Genomic DNA, 15,482 nt, shown 5'->3' on the forward strand with positions numbered 1-15,482 from the left:
GACGCCATGACCGATTTCGAGAACCGCAGCACCTCTCCCGTTCCGGCCGAAAAGCACGGCGCGGACAAGCACGGCGCCGACTGGGGCGCCGATTACGAGGCGACGGCCGCGCGGCTCAACGATACCGGCATGTACCGCACCGAATACGAGCACGCCTCCTGCGGCGTCGGCTTCGTGGTGGCGGTGGACGGAACGCCCCGGCGGCAGGTGGTGGAGCACGGGATCAACGCGCTGAAGGCGATCTGGCATCGCGGCGCGGTGGACGCGGACGGCAAGACTGGCGACGGCGCCGGCATCCATGTGCAGATCCCGGTCGGCTTCTTCCAGGACCAGATCCGCCGCACGGGCCACGAGCCGGGCGAAGAGACCGTCGCGGTGGGAATGATCTTCCTGCCCCGCGCCGACCTCGGCGCGCAGGAGACCTGCCGCACCATCGTCGAAACCGAGGTGCTGCGGCTGGGCTACTACATCTACGGCTGGCGGCAGGCGCCGGTGAATGTCGCCGTGCTCGGCGAGAAGGCCAACACGACGCGGCCGGAGATCGAGCAGATCCTGATAGGCAACAGCAAGGACGTCGACGAGGAGACCTTCGAGCGCGAGCTTTACGTCATCCGCCGCCGCATCGAAAAGGCTGTGGCGGCGGCGCAGGTCTCGGGCTTCTACGTCTGCTCGCTGTCCTGCCGCTCGATCATCTACAAGGGCATGATGCTCGCCGAGCAGGTGGCGGAGTTCTACCCCGACCTGCAGGACGCGCGCTTCGTCAGCGCCTTCGCGATCTACCACCAGCGCTACAGCACCAACACCTTCCCGCAGTGGTGGCTGGCGCAGCCCTTCCGCATGCTCGCCCACAACGGCGAGATCAACACGCTCAAGGGCAACCTGAACTGGATGAAGAGCCACGAGATCCGCATGGCGTCCTCGTCCTTCGGGGAGCTGGCCGAGGAGATCAAGCCGATCGTCGGGCAGGGCTCCAGCGACAGCGCCGCGCTCGACGCGGTGTTCGAGGTGATGGTGCGCGCCGGGCGCAACGCGCCGATGGCCAAGACCATGCTGATCCCCGAGGCGTGGAGCAACTCCGCGACCGTCATGCCCGAGGCGTGGCGCGCGATGTACGCCTATTCCAACGCCGTGATGGAGCCCTGGGACGGGCCGGCGGCGATCTGCGCCACCGACGGGCGCTGGGTGATCGCCGGGCTCGACCGCAACGGCCTGCGCCCGCTGCGCTATGTCGTGACCGGCGACGGGCTGGTGATCGCCGGCAGCGAGATCGGCATGGTCCCGGTGGACGAGGCCGGCGTGATCGAGAAGGGCCGCCTCGGCCCGGGCCAGATGCTCGGCGTCGACATGGAGCGCGGCCTGCTGCTGCATGATTTCGAGCTTAAGAACGAACTCGCCAAGTCGCAGCCCTTCGACGAGTGGACCGAGAAGGTCACCGACATCGAGGCGCAGCTCAAGGATCTGCGCGAACCGGCGCTGTTCCAGCCGGAGGAGCTGCGCCGCCGCCAGATCGCCGCCGGCTACTCCATCGAGGAGCTGGAGACGATCCTGCATCCTATGGCGGAGGACGCCAAGGAAGCCATCGGCTCGATGGGCGACGACACGCCCGTTGCGGTGCTGAGCGACCGCTACCGGCCGCTGAGCCATGTCTTCCGGCAGAACTTCAGCCAGGTGACGAATCCGCCGATCGACAGTCTGCGCGAAAGCCGGGTGATGAGCCTCAAGACCCGGTTCGGCAACCTCAAGAACGTGCTGGACCAGAACTCCAGCCAGACCGAGATCCTCACCATCGAGAGCCCGGTGGTCTCCAACGGCCAGTTCGACGCGATGACGGCGGCGACCGAGGACAGCCTGCGCTTGATCGACTGCACCTTCCCCTCCGACGGCGAGCCCGATGCGCTGCGCCGCGGGCTGGAGCGGGTGCGGCGCGAAGCTGAGGAAGCCGTGCGCGCCGGCGTCGGGCATCTGGTGCTGACCGACGAGCGGGTGGGGCCGGAGAAGGTCGGCATGCCGATGATTCTAGCGACCTCCGCCGTGCACACCTGGCTGACGCGGCAGGGGCTGCGGACGTTCTGCTCGCTCAACGTGCGCTCGGCGGAGTGCATCGACCCGCATTACTTCGCAGTGCTGGTGGGCTGCGGCGCCACCACGGTCAACGCCTATCTCGCGCAGGAGAGCATCCGCGCCCGCGTCGAGAAGGGGCTGCTCGACGGCACGGTGGAGCAGGCGGTGGAGAAGTTCCGCGAGGCGGTCAACCAGGGCCTGCTCAAGATCATGTCGAAGATGGGGATCTCGGTGGTCTCCAGCTATCGCGGCGGCATGAACTTCGAGGCGGTGGGGCTGAGCCGCGCCGTGGTGGCGGAGTATTTCCCCGGCATGATCTCCCGCATCTCGGGCATCGGGCTGGCGGGGCTGCAGCGCAAGGCGATCGAGGTCCACGCCAAGGCGTTCCGCGAGGGCGTCGAGGCGCTGCCCATCGGCGGCATCTACAAGTATCGCCGCTCGGGCGAGACCCATGCGTGGCAGGCCAACCCGATCCACACCCTGCAGCGCGCCTGCGACACCGGCGACCATGCGGTGTTCCGGCAGTATTCCGAGGCGATGCGCGCGCTGCCGCCGATCCACCTGCGCGACCTGCTCGACTTCAAGGCGAAGGGCGAGGCGGTGGCGATCGACGAGGTCGAGAGCATCACCTCGATCCGCAAGCGCTTCGTGACGCCGGGCATGAGCCTCGGCGCGCTCTCGCCCGAGGCGCACAAGACGCTGAACGTCGCGATGAACCGGATCGGCGCGAAGTCGGACAGCGGCGAGGGCGGCGAGGACCCCAGGCACTTCCACCCCGAGCCGAACGGCGACAACCCGTCGGCCAAGATCAAGCAGGTCGCGTCGGGGCGCTTCGGCGTGACGGCCGAATACCTCAACAACTGCCGCGAGCTGGAGATCAAGGTCGCCCAAGGAGCCAAGCCCGGCGAGGGCGGGCAGCTGCCCGGCTTCAAGGTGACGGAGATGATCGCGAAGCTGCGCCACTCCACGCCCGGGGTGACGCTGATCTCGCCGCCGCCGCACCACGACATCTATTCCATCGAGGACCTCGCGCAGCTCATCTACGACCTCAAGCAGATCAACCCCGACGCCAAGGTGTGCGTGAAGCTGGTGTCGAGCTCCGGCGTCGGCACCATCGCGGCGGGGGTGGCGAAGGCGAAGGCGGACGTCATCCTGATCGCCGGCCACAACGGCGGCACGGGCGCCAGCCCGCAGACCTCCATCAAGTACGCCGGGCTCCCCTGGGAGATGGGGCTGACCGAGGCGCATCAGGTGCTCACCCTCAACAAGCTGCGCGAGCGGGTGACGCTGCGCACCGATGGTGGGCTGCGGACGGGCCGGGACATCGTCATCGCGGCGATGATGGGGGCGGAGGAGTACGGCATCGGCACCGCGGCGCTGGTGGCGATGGGCTGCATCATGGTGCGCCAGTGCCAGAGCAACACCTGCCCCGTCGGCGTCTGCACGCAGGACCCCGCCTTGCGCGAAAAATTCACCGGCAACGCCGACAAGGTGGTGAACCTCTTCACCTTCATCGCGCAGGAGGTGCGGGACATCCTCGCCTCCATCGGCGCGCGGAGCCTTGAGGAGATCATCGGCCGGGCCGACCTGCTGGCGCAGGTGTCGCGCGGCGCGGCGCATCTCGACGACCTCGACCTCAACCCGATGCTGGTGCGGGTGGACGAGGGCGCGACGGCGAGCTACCCGCTCAACAAGCCCCGCGTGCAGGTGCCCGACACGCTCGACGCCCGCATCGTCGCCGACGCGCAGCCCTTCCTCGTGGACCGCGAGAAGATGCAGCTGAGCTACACGGTGCGCAACACAGACCGCACCATCGGCACGCGAGTGTCGTCCCACATCGTGCGGCGCTTCGGGATGCGGGAGAACGGGCTGCAGCCGGCGCACCTGACGGTGAACCTCGCCGGCTCGGCGGGGCAGTCGCTCGGGGCGTTCGGGGCGCCGGGGCTGAAGCTCGTCGTGCAGGGCGACGCGAACGACTATGTCGGCAAGGGGCTTTCGGGGGCGACCATCGTGGTGCGGCCGCCGCTGAACTCTCCGCTCGTCCCGCATGAAAACACCATCATCGGCAATACGGTGCTGTATGGGGCGACCGCCGGCTCGCTGTTCGCGAGCGGGCAGGCGGGCGAGCGGTTCTGCGTGCGCAACTCCGGCGCCGACGTGGTGGTGGAGGGCTGCGGCTCGAACGGCTGCGAGTACATGACCGGCGGCGTCGCCGTGATCCTCGGCTCGGTGGGCGACAATTTCGGCGCCGGGATGACCGGCGGCATGGCCTTCATCTGGGACGAGAAGGGCGAGTTCGAGGAGCGCGTGAACCCCGAGAACGTGGTGTGGCAGGGCCTCGCCTCGGCGCACTGGGAGGGCGTGCTGAAGGCCCTCGTGGAGCGCCACGCGAAGGAGACCGCCAGCCCCCGCGCCAAGGAGCTGCTGCGCACCTGGGACGAGGCGCGCGGGCGCTTCGTGCAGGTGTGCCCGAAGGAGATGGTCGGGCGGCTGGCGGCGCCGTTGAGCGATGAGGGTAAGGCGGTGTTGGCCGGGGAGTGAAGAAGAGATGGAGGGGGTTAGAGCCCCTCCAGTATCCACAGCACAGCGCAGTGCTGGCGCGAGTATTTTAACTCGTTAAACCTTTTGTAGTATACTGTGAATAAGATTGTTCATCGATGAAGAATTGGCAAAGTAGCTGAGCTTATGATTTCTTGATATTGCTGGAAGGTGGCGGTGTCCGACAGCACTTGCCCACGCCAGCCAATCAGATCGTCCAGCTCCAAGATGGCTGTCGCGCATTTCAGTCAAGCCATACCGTGAATCCGGGATTTCTAGAATCTTTGCTTTGGAGATATATGAAGCATTTTTGTGGTTCATTGCTTGATCTATAATATTCGGGGCAGACGGGCTATCTAGCAAGTAATCCTCGAGAATTTGTCCAATCCAAAATAGTTGATACTCCTGCGTTGATTGCAGGTCAAGCAGTTGTGAGCACAGATACTCGATGAATTCATCATCATCGACGTGCCTGCAAAAGCTCCAAATATTTTTTGCCAAGTGGGGATATCGCGTCGCAATGGTCGGAAGATGCGGCATCACCTCATTCGGATAATCTTTAAAAATGCTTAATATAAGCTCCGCGTCCTCTTCCTCAATATGGGACGCGCTCAACAACTCCCTCACAAAGCCAATTTCTTCGGGCGACAATTCCTCTTCCGAGTGCATTTCTGTGATTTCCTCACCACCGTCATCTGTATAGGTGGTCATCAAAAAGCGCCGTTTTTTCAGGAGTTTAGCCTTTACCTCGCTGACATTGTTCTCCATGTCAACGTGGCTTTGAGCCCCAAACTTTGTCTTTGTTGGGTTGACACTAAGCCCTTTATCGCCAAGAAGTTTTTGAATAGTATAGAAATCTTCCCATAGATGGTCCTCGTTATCAGAAAATAGAACAAAGTCATCCATAAATCGTAATATTGCTGGAGATCTCAGTGATGAATATTGTTCAATGTAGCGCAAAAAATCATTGCCAATCATTTTGGCCGGATAGATTCCTTGCGGAAGGCAATCAATCGATCGGCCAGAATTTGTTTCTCGTAGGAATTTTCCGAAGGCATGATAGTCCTGCTCATCCGCCCCAATTGTGGCCATCCAAGACACAAGATCGTGGTGGTAGATTGAATTAAAGAACGATGCTACATCAAAACTGAGATTGTGTTGATAGAGGCTGCGGTAATCCGATATTGCCCCCTTAAACCCTGAGTATGAATCCGTTGCACTTATTGGTTCACCGTTCTCGAATCGATAGCCAAAATGTTTCTTGTGATCTTTAAATGGGGCGCGAAACTTGCTGCGGTTTCGGTATGACAAATCGTATAGAAATAGCTCGGCTACGGGATCTAATTTGACAGTGCGGCGGAGGTGATTGCCGACCTTTGCAGCATATGCCCTCGTCTGCGGTAGAAAGGTTCGATTTAGATTGCTGTTTGTGCTTATGCAATCGCCAATATAAGCGAAAATTTCAGCTGAACCAGTCTCTATGAGTATTTTGCCAGTCTTTAAGGGGAAGAGAGTCCGCATAAAGTCATTGTTGTAGAAATTTACTGTGCCAGACGTATTCACCATGAGCTATCTCCAGCGCGACACACTTTTAAAGTGTTCACCCCCCACTCCCCCCCACCGTCAACCCGTCAATCAGCAGCGTGGGCTGGCCCACCCCCACCGGCACGCCCTGGCCGTTCTTGCCGCAGGTGCCGATGCCGGGGTCCATCGCCATGTCGTTTCCGATGTGGCGGATGTGGTTCAGCGCCGTGGGGCCGTCGCCGATGAGGGTCGCGCCCTTCACCGGCGCGCCGATCTTGCCGTTGCGCACGCGGTAGGCCTCGGTGCAGGAGAACACGAACTTGCCGTTGGTGATGTCCACCTGCCCGCCGCCAAAACCCACCGCATAGATGCCGTCCTTCACGTCGGCCACGATGTCGGAGGGCGTAGCCTCGCCCGAGAGCATGATGGTGTTGGTCATGCGCGGCATCGGGATGTGCGCAAAACTCTGGCGGCGGCCGTTGCCGGTGGAGCCGGTTCCCATGAGCCGCCCGTTCTGACGGTCCTGCATGTAGCCCACCAGCACGCCGCCCTCGATCAGCGTCGTGCGGCGGGTGGGGGTGCCCTCGTCGTCGAAGGAGAGCGAGCCGCGCCGGTCGGGGATCGCGCCATCGTCCACCACCGTCACGCCCTTCGCTGCGACCTGCTTGCCCATGAGGTCCGAGAACGCTGAGGTGCGCTTGCGGTTGAAGTCTCCCTCCAGCCCGTGGCCAACGGCCTCATGCAGCAGGATGCCGGGCCAGCCGGCGCCGAGCGCGACCTCCATCACGCCGCCCGGCGCGTCCTCCGCTTCGAGGTTGACCAGCGCGATGCGGAGCGCCTCCGCCGCGCCGGCCTTCCACGCGGCCTCGGCGATCAGCCCGTCATAGGAGGCGCGGCCGCCGCCGCCCCAGGTTCCGGTCTCACGCCTGCCGTCCTTCTCCACGATGACGGAGACGTTCATGCGCGTCATCGGGCGGGCCTCACTGAGGCGGCCGCCCTCGGGGCGGAGGATCTCGACCTCCTGCACGCCGCCGGCCAGCGAGACGGTGACCTGCACGACGCGGGGATCGAGGGCGCGGATATGGGCGTCCATCTCGCCGAGAAGCTGCGCCTTCTGCGCGAAGGAGGGGCCTTCGAGCGGGTCGATCTCGGCGTAGAGGCGCTGGTTGGTGGGATGGGGCGCCTCGGCCAGCACGCCGCCGCCGGCGCGGGCGGCGAGGCGGCAGGTGGGCAGCGCGCGCATCAGCGCGGCCTCGGAGATTTCGGTGGCGTGGGCGTAGCCGGCGGCCTCGCCGGACACCGCGCGCAGGCCGAATCCCTCGCTGGCGTCATAGCTTGCGGCGCGCAGGCGGCCGTCGTCGAAGGTCAGCGCCTCGGAGCGGCGGCGCTCCAGGAACAGCTCGCCATCGTCGGCGCCGGCCACCGCCTCACGCAGAAGTCGAAGCGCCGCAGCCTCGTCCAGATTGGTCTCGAAGGGGCGGAAGCGGTTGGCGGCGTTGAGCATTTCGCTGTCCTTGATCCGTGTCGGTCCGTGTCGCGGCGTCTTGCCGCAAGTCGTCTTTGTTGGCCCGTGAGCCAGTTTGGTATTCATCGGCAGACGGAACACATGCGGCGCGCGCGATGGTTCGGGGCATTCTCCCCGCCGCAGCGTGCGCCCAAAGAGCGGGACGACGCAACATGGGCAAGGCGATGTTTGGCGCGGCGGCGCGTCTGGGCGGCGGGCTGGCGGCCGTGATGGCGGCGGGCGCGGCGGTCGCGCAGGAAAAGGGCCTGCCGATGCCGGAGCAGATCGGCTTCCAGCCGGCCGCGACCGAGCTGGCGCGCGACCTCCACGCCATCGACGACATGCTGCTCTACATCATCGGCGCGATCACGCTGTTCGTCACGGGGCTGCTGCTCTACTGCGTCTGGCGCTTCCGGGCCGACCGCAACCCGACGCCGGCGCGCTTCACCCACAACGCGACGGTCGAGGTGATCTGGACGGCGGTGCCGGTAATGATCCTCGTCGCCATCGCGTTCCCGTCGCTGAACCTGCTCTACAAGCAGCTCGAGATCCCCGAGGCCGAGGTGAACATCAAGGCGATCGGCAACCAGTGGTACTGGAGCTACGAATACTCCGACTACGAGATCGACATGGACGCGATCATGGTCGGCGGCGACTACCGCAGCTACGACGCCATGATGGCGGACGAGGACGGCGCGGCCGAGGCGGCCGAATACGGGCTGACCCGAGCCAACTGGCTGTTGAAGACCGACACCTCGCTGGTGGTGCCGGTGAACACCGTTGTGCGCGTGCAGACGACCGCCAACGACGTGATCCACGCCTGGACCGTGCCGGCCTTCGGCGTGAAGATGGACGCCGTGCCGGGCCGTCTCAACGAGCTGTGGTTCGCCGCGGAGGAGACCGGCGTCTTCTACGGCCAGTGCTCCGAGCTCTGCGGCACGAAGCACGCCTACATGCCGATCACCGTCGAGGTGGTGACGCGCGAGCAGTTCGACGCCTGGGTTGAGGAGACCCGCCTCGCGCAGGGGCTGGAGCCGCAGGCGATCCGCCTCGCGCAGGCCGACTGAGCCGATGAGCGCGGAAACCTTCTCCGCCGGCGCGCTGGCCGGGTCGCCCGAGGCGTCCTTGCGCGACTGGTGGCGCCTGCTGAAGCCGCGCGTGATGTCGCTCGTGATCTTCACCGCGCTGGTTGGGATGATCGCGGCGGGCGGCGGGGCGCATCCGGTCGAGGTGTTCGCCGCGGTGCTCTGCATCGCCGTGGGCGCCGGGGCCTCCGGCGCGCTCAACCAGTGGTATGACGCCGACATCGACAGGCTGATGAAGCGCACGCGGGGCCGGCCGGTGCCGAGCGGCGCGGTCGAGCCGGGTGAGGCGCTGGGCTTCGGGCTGGGGCTGTCGCTGCTGTCGGTCGCGATGCTGGCGGTGTTCGCCAACCCGCTGGCGGCGGCGCTGCTGGCCTTCACGATTTTCTTCTACGCCGTCGTCTACACGATGTGGCTGAAGCGCCTGACGCCGCAGAACATCGTGATCGGCGGCGCGGCCGGCGCCCTGCCGCCGGTGGTGGGCTGGGCCGCGGCGACCGGAACAGTGTCGTGGGAGGCGGGGCTGATGTTCCTCGTCATCTTCCTGTGGACGCCGCCGCATTTCTGGGCGCTGGCGCTGTTCGCCCATGACGACTATCGCGACGCGGGCGTGCCGATGATGCCGGTGACGGCGGGCGAGGCGTCGACGCGCCGGCAGATCTTCGGCTATACGGTCGCCACCGCGCTGAGCGGCTGGGCGCTGGCGTTCACCAGCGTCGGCGGCCCCGCCACGCTTGTCGCCGCGACGTTCCTCAACCTCGCCTTCCTGCGCCATGCGCTGCGCGCGCGCGGCCGGTCGCAGGCCGAGGCGACGGCCGACCGCTACCGCGCCGAGAAGCGGCTGTTCGGCGTCTCCATCGCCTATCTGTTCGGGCTGTTCGGCGCCGTGGCGGTCGACGCCCTGATCGGCGGCGCGCCCGTCTGGTGGCCGCGGCTGTTCTGAGCCCCGGCGCAAGCATTTGTGAGGAGGGTCGGATGATCCACCGCGAGCACGAACTCCACCGCCGCCGCCGCGCCCGCAATCTCGCGGTGCTCGGCGTGCTGGCGGGATTCGCGGCGCTGCTGTTCGTCGTGACCATCGTCAAGCTCGGCGGCCACGCCGGCAATCCCTGGGGCTGAGGCGAGGAGGCGAGGCGATGGTCGGACCAGTGCGCAACCACAGGAACCGGCGCACCGTGATCGCCCTCGCGGGCGTCGCGGTCTTCATGGTCGGCATGTCCTTTGCGGCGGTGCCGCTCTACGACATGTTCTGCCGCGTGACCGGCTTCGCGGGCACGACCCAGAAGGCCGAGGGCGATAGCGACGTCATTCTCGACCGCACCATCAACGTGCGCTTCGACGCCTCGACGATGGGCATCGACTGGAGGTTCAAGCCGGTTCAGCGCCAGATGACCCTGCGCATCGGCGAGACCGGGCTGGCCTTCTACGAGGCGACCAATCTCTCGGACCGGCCGATCACCGGCACCGCCTCCTACAACGTCACGCCCTACTCGACGGGCGGCTACTTCGCCAAGATCGCCTGCTTCTGCTTCGTGGAGCAGACGCTGCAGCCGGGCGAGACGGTGCAGATGCCGGTGAGCTTCTATGTCGACCCCGACATCGTGGACGACCCCGAGGCCGGCCGCGTGCCGACGATCACGCTGTCCTACACCTTCTACGAGACCGAGGAGTCGCGGGAGCTCGCCGCCGTCCATGGCGACGCCCGCGACGCCGCCGCCACCACGACGCGCTGAGCCCCAGCAAGACGCCGATCCGGAGAGAGCCCATGGCCCACGAGAAGAACCACGACTACCACATCCTGCCGCCGAGCCCGTGGCCGGTGCTGGGCGCCCTCTCCGCCTTCGTGATGTTGCTCGGCGCGGTGCTGCTGATGCACGGCGAGACGCAGATCCTGTTCGGTCTGGGCCTGCTGGGCGTACTCTACACGATGTACGCCTGGTGGTCGGATGTCGTGAAGGAGAGCCGCGTCGGCGACCATACGCCGGTTGTCCAGATCGGCCTGCGCTACGGGATGCTGCTGTTTATCGCCTCGGAGGTGATGTTCTTCGCGGCGTGGTTCTGGAGCTTTTTCAAGCACGCGATCTACCCGGCTGGCGGCGAGTGGCCCCCGGCCGGCATCGAGACCTTCGATCCCTGGCACCTGCCGCTGATCAACACGCTGATTCTGCTGACCTCCGGCGCGACCGTCACCTGGGCGCACCACGCGCTGCTGGAGAACGATCGCAAGGGGCTGGTCAACGGCCTGCTGCTGACGGTGTGCCTTGGCGTGCTGTTCACGATCTTCCAGATCTACGAGTACACGCATGCGCATTTCGGCTTCTCGGGCAACATCTACGGCGCGAACTTCTTCATGGCGACGGGTTTCCACGGCGCGCATGTCGTCATCGGCACGATCTTTCTCGGCGTCTGCCTGATGCGCGCGCTGCGCGGCCAGTTCACGCCGGAGAAGCATGTCGGGTTCGAGGCTGCGGCGTGGTACTGGCACTTCGTGGACGTGGTGTGGCTTTTCCTGTTCGCCGCCGTCTACATCTGGGCGCGGTGAGGGCGCCCGCCCGCCTGCCATGAGCGTTTCCGGCAAGATCGACGGGGGCGGCGCGCGGCGTCGCCCCCGCGCCGTTGCGGCGATCGTCTTCGGCGTGGTCGGGACGGCGGTTCTGCTAGGGCTGATGGCCTGGCAGCTCCAGCGCCTCGCGTGGAAGCAAGGTCTGATCGCGACGCTGGAGAGCCGGCTCGGCGCCGAGGCGGTTCCGCTGCCGGCCGCTCCCGACATCGCGACGATGGAGTTCCGGCGCGTCACGCTGGAGGGGCGCTTCACCGGCGCGGCGGGCTCGCACGGCTTCACCGACGCGGCCTATCTCACGACGCTGAAGCCCTGGGGGCCGGGCTATCGCCTCGTGCAGCCCTTCGAGACGACGGACGGCCGGACCATCCTCGTCGATCGCGGCTATGCGCCGGTCGAGACGAAGAACGCAGGCGGCGCCGCGGCGCGCCCGACCCCGGCGCTGGAGGGCGCGCTCGCGCTGACCGGCGCGCTGCGCTGGCCGCAGGACAGCGACTTCTTCGCCGACGACACGGCGGGGCCCGCCGACAACGTGTGGCTGACGAGGTCGGTGGCGCGGCTCGCGCCGCTCTGGGGGGCGGAGCCGCTGCTCGTGGTGGCGGAGACCGACACCGCCGTGGGCGACTGGCCGAAGCCGCGCCCGGTGAAGGTGGACCTGCCGAACGACCATCTCTCCTACGCCGTGACCTGGGGCTCGCTGGCGGCGATATGGACGGTCATGAGCGCGCTGCTGGCGCGGCGCGAGATGCGGCGCTAGAAGGACCGGCCAGCCAGACGGAAACCTGCCCATGCGCTATGTCAGCACGCGCGGCGCCGCGCCGACGCTCTCCTTCGAGGAGGCGATGCTTTCGGGCCTCGCCCGCGACGGCGGCCTCTATGTGCCGGAGACCTGGCCGCGCATGGCGCCGGACGCCATCGCCGCGCTGGCCGGCCTGCCCTACGAGGAGGTGGCGCGCCGGGTGATGACGCCGTTTCTCGGCGACGCCTTCACGGCCGACGAGTTCGCCGCGATCGTGAACCGCGCCTATGCCGGCTTCGGCCACGCCGCGCGCGCGCCGCTGGCGCAGGTCGATGCGAACGACTGGGTGCTGGAGCTGCACCACGGACCGACGCTGGCGTTCAAGGATTTCGCCATGCAGCTCATCGGCCAGATGTTCGAGCTGTCGCTCGGGCGGTCGGGCGGGCGCGTGACGATCGTCGGCGCGACCTCGGGCGACACCGGCTCGGCGGCGATCGAGGCGTTCCGCGGGCTGGACGCGGCGGATGTCTTCATCCTCTACCCCCATGGCCGGGTGTCCGAGGTCCAGCGCCGCCAGATGACGACGCCGCAGGAGGCCAACGTCCACGCCATCGCCGTGGAGGGCGACTTCGACGCCTGCCAGGCGCTGGTGAAGGCGATGTTCAACGATCTCGACTTCCGCGACCGCATGAAGCTGGCGGCGGTGAACTCGATAAACTGGGCCCGCATCCTTGCGCAGGTGGTCTACTACTTTAGTTCGGCGGTTGCGTTAGGGGCTCCTTCACGGTCCATCATGTATACGGTTCCGACCGGCAACTTTGGCGACGTTTTCGCCGGCCATGTCGCCCGCGCCATGGGCCTGCCGATAGAGCGCCTCGTGATCGCCACCAACGCCAACGACATCCTGCACCGCACGCTCGAGACCGGCCGGCACGACAGGGCCGGGGTTCAGGCGACCACGTCGCCGTCGATGGACATCGAGGTGTCGTCGAACTTCGAGCGCCTGCTGTTCGAACTCTACGGATGCGACGGCGCCGCGACCTCGCAGCTCATGGCGGAACTGAAGGGCGGCGGCTTCGTTCTGAGACAGGGCGCGCTCGCCGCGCTGCGGGAAGGTTTCGCGTCCGGCCGCGCCGACGTTGCGGAGACGGCGGCGGAGATCGCGCGGGTGCGGGAGACGACAGGCATGATCGTCGATCCGCATACGGCGGTGGGACTGGTGGCGGCGCGCACGAGGCGCGGCGACCGGGCGACGCCGATGGTGACGCTGGGCACGGCCCACGCGGCGAAGTTTCCCGACGCGGTGGAGGCGGCCTGCGGCGTGCGCCCGGCCTTGCCGCCGCGCATGTGCGGCCTTTATGACAGAGCTGAGCGGGTGACGGTGGCGCCCGACAACCTCATGGCGGTGCAGACCCTCATCGCCGAACGCTCCCGCGCTGCGGGCTGAACGGCGGCCGCGCGGGCCGCCCTTGGAGTGTGAAACCGATGACAGTGCGCGTAGACCGGCTTGCCAACGGGCTGACTGTAGTGACGGAGCGGATGCCTGGCCTCGGCTCGGCCAGCATCGGCGTATGGGTCGGCGCCGGCTGCCGGCACGAGCGCCCGGAGGAGAACGGCGTAGCCCATTTCCTCGAACACATGGCGTTCAAGGGCACCGCGCGCCGCTCCGCGATCGACATCGCCGTGGAGATCGAGAACGTCGGCGGCTACCTCAACGCCTACACGAGCCGCGAGACCACGGCCTATTACGCCCGCGTGCTGGGCGAGGACGTGCCGCTTGCGCTGGACCTCATCGCCGACATACTGCGCGCGCCGGCCTTCGCCGAGGCCGAGATCGCCTCGGAGCGCGGCGTCATCCTGCAGGAGATCGGCCAGGCGCTCGATACGCCCGACGACGTGGTGTTCGACTGGCTTCAGGAGGTGTCCTACCCCGCACAGGCGATGGGGCGGCCGATCCTCGGGCTCGCGGAGCGGGTCAGGACCTTCTCGGCGGAGGATCTGCGGTCCTTCACGAGCGTACATTACGCGCCCGAGCGGATGATCCTCTCGGCGGCGGGCGCGGTGGACCATGACGAGGCGGTGAAGCTCGCGCAGGCGGCGTTCGGCGACATGGCGCGCGGCCCGGCGCAGGGCGTGGAGCCGGCGCGCTTCATGGGCGGCGAGCGGCGCAAGGTGAAGCGGCTTGAGCAGGCGCATGTCGCGATGGCCTTCGAGGGGCCGGCGCAGAAGGATGGCGCGGCGGTCGCGGCGCAGGTGTTCTCCACCGCGCTCGGCGGCGGCATGTCCTCGCGGCTGTTCCAGGAGGCGCGGGAGCGCCGCGGCCTGTGCTATTCGATCTTCGCCCACAGCTCCGCCTTCGCCGACACCGGCGCCATGACGATCTACGCCGGCACCGGGGGCAAGGAGCTGCCGGAGCTGACCGGCCTCGTCATCGACGAACTGCGCCGAGCCGCCGAGGGCATGAGCGCCGACGAGGTCGCCCGCGCGCGCGCGCAGCTCAAGGCGGGGCTGGTCATGGGCATGGAGAGCCCGTCCAACCGCGCCGAGCGGCTGGCGCGCAGCATCGCGGTCTGGGGACGGGTGCAGACGATCGAGGAACTGGTCGAGCAGATCGACGCTGTGGACGTGGCGGCGGCGCGCGACGTCGGCGCGCGCATCTGCGCCGCGCCCCGCCCGGCGCTGGCGCTATACGGCCCGGTCGCCAGGGCGCCCGGCGCGGCGGAGATCGCCGAACGGCTCGCCGCCTGAGGCCGGTCGGGGCGCGGCGGCGGAGATGGGGCTTCTGCGTCGCCGCCCGGTCGGGCCGGTTCTGACCACTGCGCGGCTGCGCCTGCGCCCGCCCCAAGCGCAGGACTTCGTGAGCTGGGCTGCCCTGCGGCGCGAGAGCGCCGCGTTCCTGACGCCATGGGAGCCGGTCTGGGCGCGCGACCACCTGTCGGACCGCGCATTCCGGGAGCGCGTGGCGTGGGCCGCGCGCTCGGTCGCCGAGCAGCGGGCCTATCCCTTCTTCCTGATCGACGCCGACGCGCCGGCGGAAGCCCCGCGGGTGCTCGGCGCGATCACCATCGACAACATCCGGCGCGGCCCGGCGATGAGCGCCACGGTCGGCTACTGGATCGGCGGGCCCCACGCCCGGCGGGGATTGATGAGCGAGGCGCTGGGCGCCGTGTGCGCCTTCACTTTCGGGGAGCTCGGGGTGAGCAGGCTGGAGGCCGCGTGCCTGCCGGAGAACGTGGCGTCGCGGCGTCTGCTGGCGCGCTGCGGCTTCGCAGAGGAAGGCGTGGCGCAGGGCTATCTCCAGATCGCCGGGCGCTGGCGCGACCATGTGCTGTTCGCCGCCCTGCGCGAGGATCGGCGGGCCGTCGCGGAGGCCCTGGCGGACGACGCCGCGCCGGTCGGGCCCGAGACGGCCGGCCAGCTCGGGCGGCTGTGCGCGGAAGGCCCGGTCGACGGCGAGGGCTGACGCCGCGCGGC

12 protein-coding genes are annotated in these 15,482 nt (G+C 67.4%); 10 read left to right on the forward strand and 2 right to left on the reverse strand.

From position 1 onward, the window contains the following. The first annotated feature begins 6 nt into the window (after positions 1-6). Positions 7-4,602, forward strand: a complete 4,596-nt coding sequence (gene gltB, locus BLW43_RS17850; RefSeq protein ID WP_093255533.1) for a glutamate synthase large subunit — start codon at positions 7-9, stop codon at positions 4,600-4,602. A gap of 75 nt (positions 4,603-4,677) precedes the next feature. On the opposite strand, the gene drt5 is transcribed toward gltB, so the two are convergent. Together drt5 and BLW43_RS17860 are read right to left on the reverse strand one after the other, a co-directional pair. Further along, a complete protein-coding gene (gene drt5 / locus BLW43_RS17855; protein ID WP_093255534.1) occupies positions 4,678-6,165 on the reverse strand; it encodes an antiviral reverse transcriptase Drt5 in 1,488 nt (495 codons plus the stop codon). A gap of 34 nt (positions 6,166-6,199) precedes the next feature. Beyond that, positions 6,200-7,627, reverse strand: a complete 1,428-nt coding sequence (locus BLW43_RS17860; protein ID WP_093255536.1) for a TldD/PmbA family protein — start codon at positions 7,625-7,627, stop codon at positions 6,200-6,202. A gap of 173 nt (positions 7,628-7,800) precedes the next feature. Between BLW43_RS17860 and coxB the strand changes: the two genes are divergently transcribed. From coxB to BLW43_RS17900, 9 genes are read left to right on the forward strand one after another with little or no spacing between them, the layout of a single operon-like run. Beyond that, the gene (coxB, locus tag BLW43_RS17865) at positions 7,801-8,694 is read left to right on the forward strand and encodes a cytochrome c oxidase subunit II (protein ID WP_245731115.1); all 894 of its coding nucleotides are present in this window, start codon (positions 7,801-7,803) and stop codon (positions 8,692-8,694) included. Between the two features lie 4 nt (positions 8,695-8,698). Then, the gene (locus tag BLW43_RS17870) at positions 8,699-9,652 is read left to right on the forward strand and encodes a heme o synthase (protein WP_093255537.1); all 954 of its coding nucleotides are present in this window, start codon (positions 8,699-8,701) and stop codon (positions 9,650-9,652) included. A 32-nt stretch (positions 9,653-9,684) separates the two neighbouring features. Beyond that, positions 9,685-9,828: a hypothetical protein gene (locus tag BLW43_RS23705; protein WP_175478983.1), complete on the forward strand. Its 144-nt coding sequence runs from the start codon at positions 9,685-9,687 to the stop codon at positions 9,826-9,828. A 17-nt stretch (positions 9,829-9,845) separates the two neighbouring features. After that, entirely contained in the window at positions 9,846-10,442 is a 597-nt protein-coding gene (locus BLW43_RS17875) for a cytochrome c oxidase assembly protein (protein ID WP_093255539.1), read from the forward strand. 32 nt (positions 10,443-10,474) lie between these two features. After that, positions 10,475-11,251: a cytochrome c oxidase subunit 3 gene (locus BLW43_RS17880; RefSeq protein ID WP_093255540.1), complete on the forward strand. Its 777-nt coding sequence runs from the start codon at positions 10,475-10,477 to the stop codon at positions 11,249-11,251. A 19-nt stretch (positions 11,252-11,270) separates the two neighbouring features. Next, positions 11,271-12,026, forward strand: a complete 756-nt coding sequence (locus BLW43_RS17885; RefSeq protein ID WP_175478984.1) for an SURF1 family protein — start codon at positions 11,271-11,273, stop codon at positions 12,024-12,026. Positions 12,027-12,057: 31 nt separating this feature from the next. Next, entirely contained in the window at positions 12,058-13,455 is a 1,398-nt protein-coding gene (thrC, locus tag BLW43_RS17890) for a threonine synthase (RefSeq protein ID WP_093255543.1), read from the forward strand. A 38-nt stretch (positions 13,456-13,493) separates the two neighbouring features. Then, positions 13,494-14,756, forward strand: coding sequence for a M16 family metallopeptidase (locus BLW43_RS17895; RefSeq protein WP_093255545.1), 1,263 nt, complete (start codon positions 13,494-13,496; stop codon positions 14,754-14,756). Between the two features lie 25 nt (positions 14,757-14,781). Continuing rightward, positions 14,782-15,471, forward strand: coding sequence for a GNAT family N-acetyltransferase (locus BLW43_RS17900; protein ID WP_093255547.1), 690 nt, complete (start codon positions 14,782-14,784; stop codon positions 15,469-15,471). The last annotated feature ends 11 nt before the right edge of the window (positions 15,472-15,482 follow it).

Origin of the sequence: Rubrimonas cliftonensis (assembly GCF_900107585.1) — a bacterium.
GTDB lineage: Bacteria > Pseudomonadota > Alphaproteobacteria > Rhodobacterales > Rhodobacteraceae > Rubrimonas > Rubrimonas cliftonensis.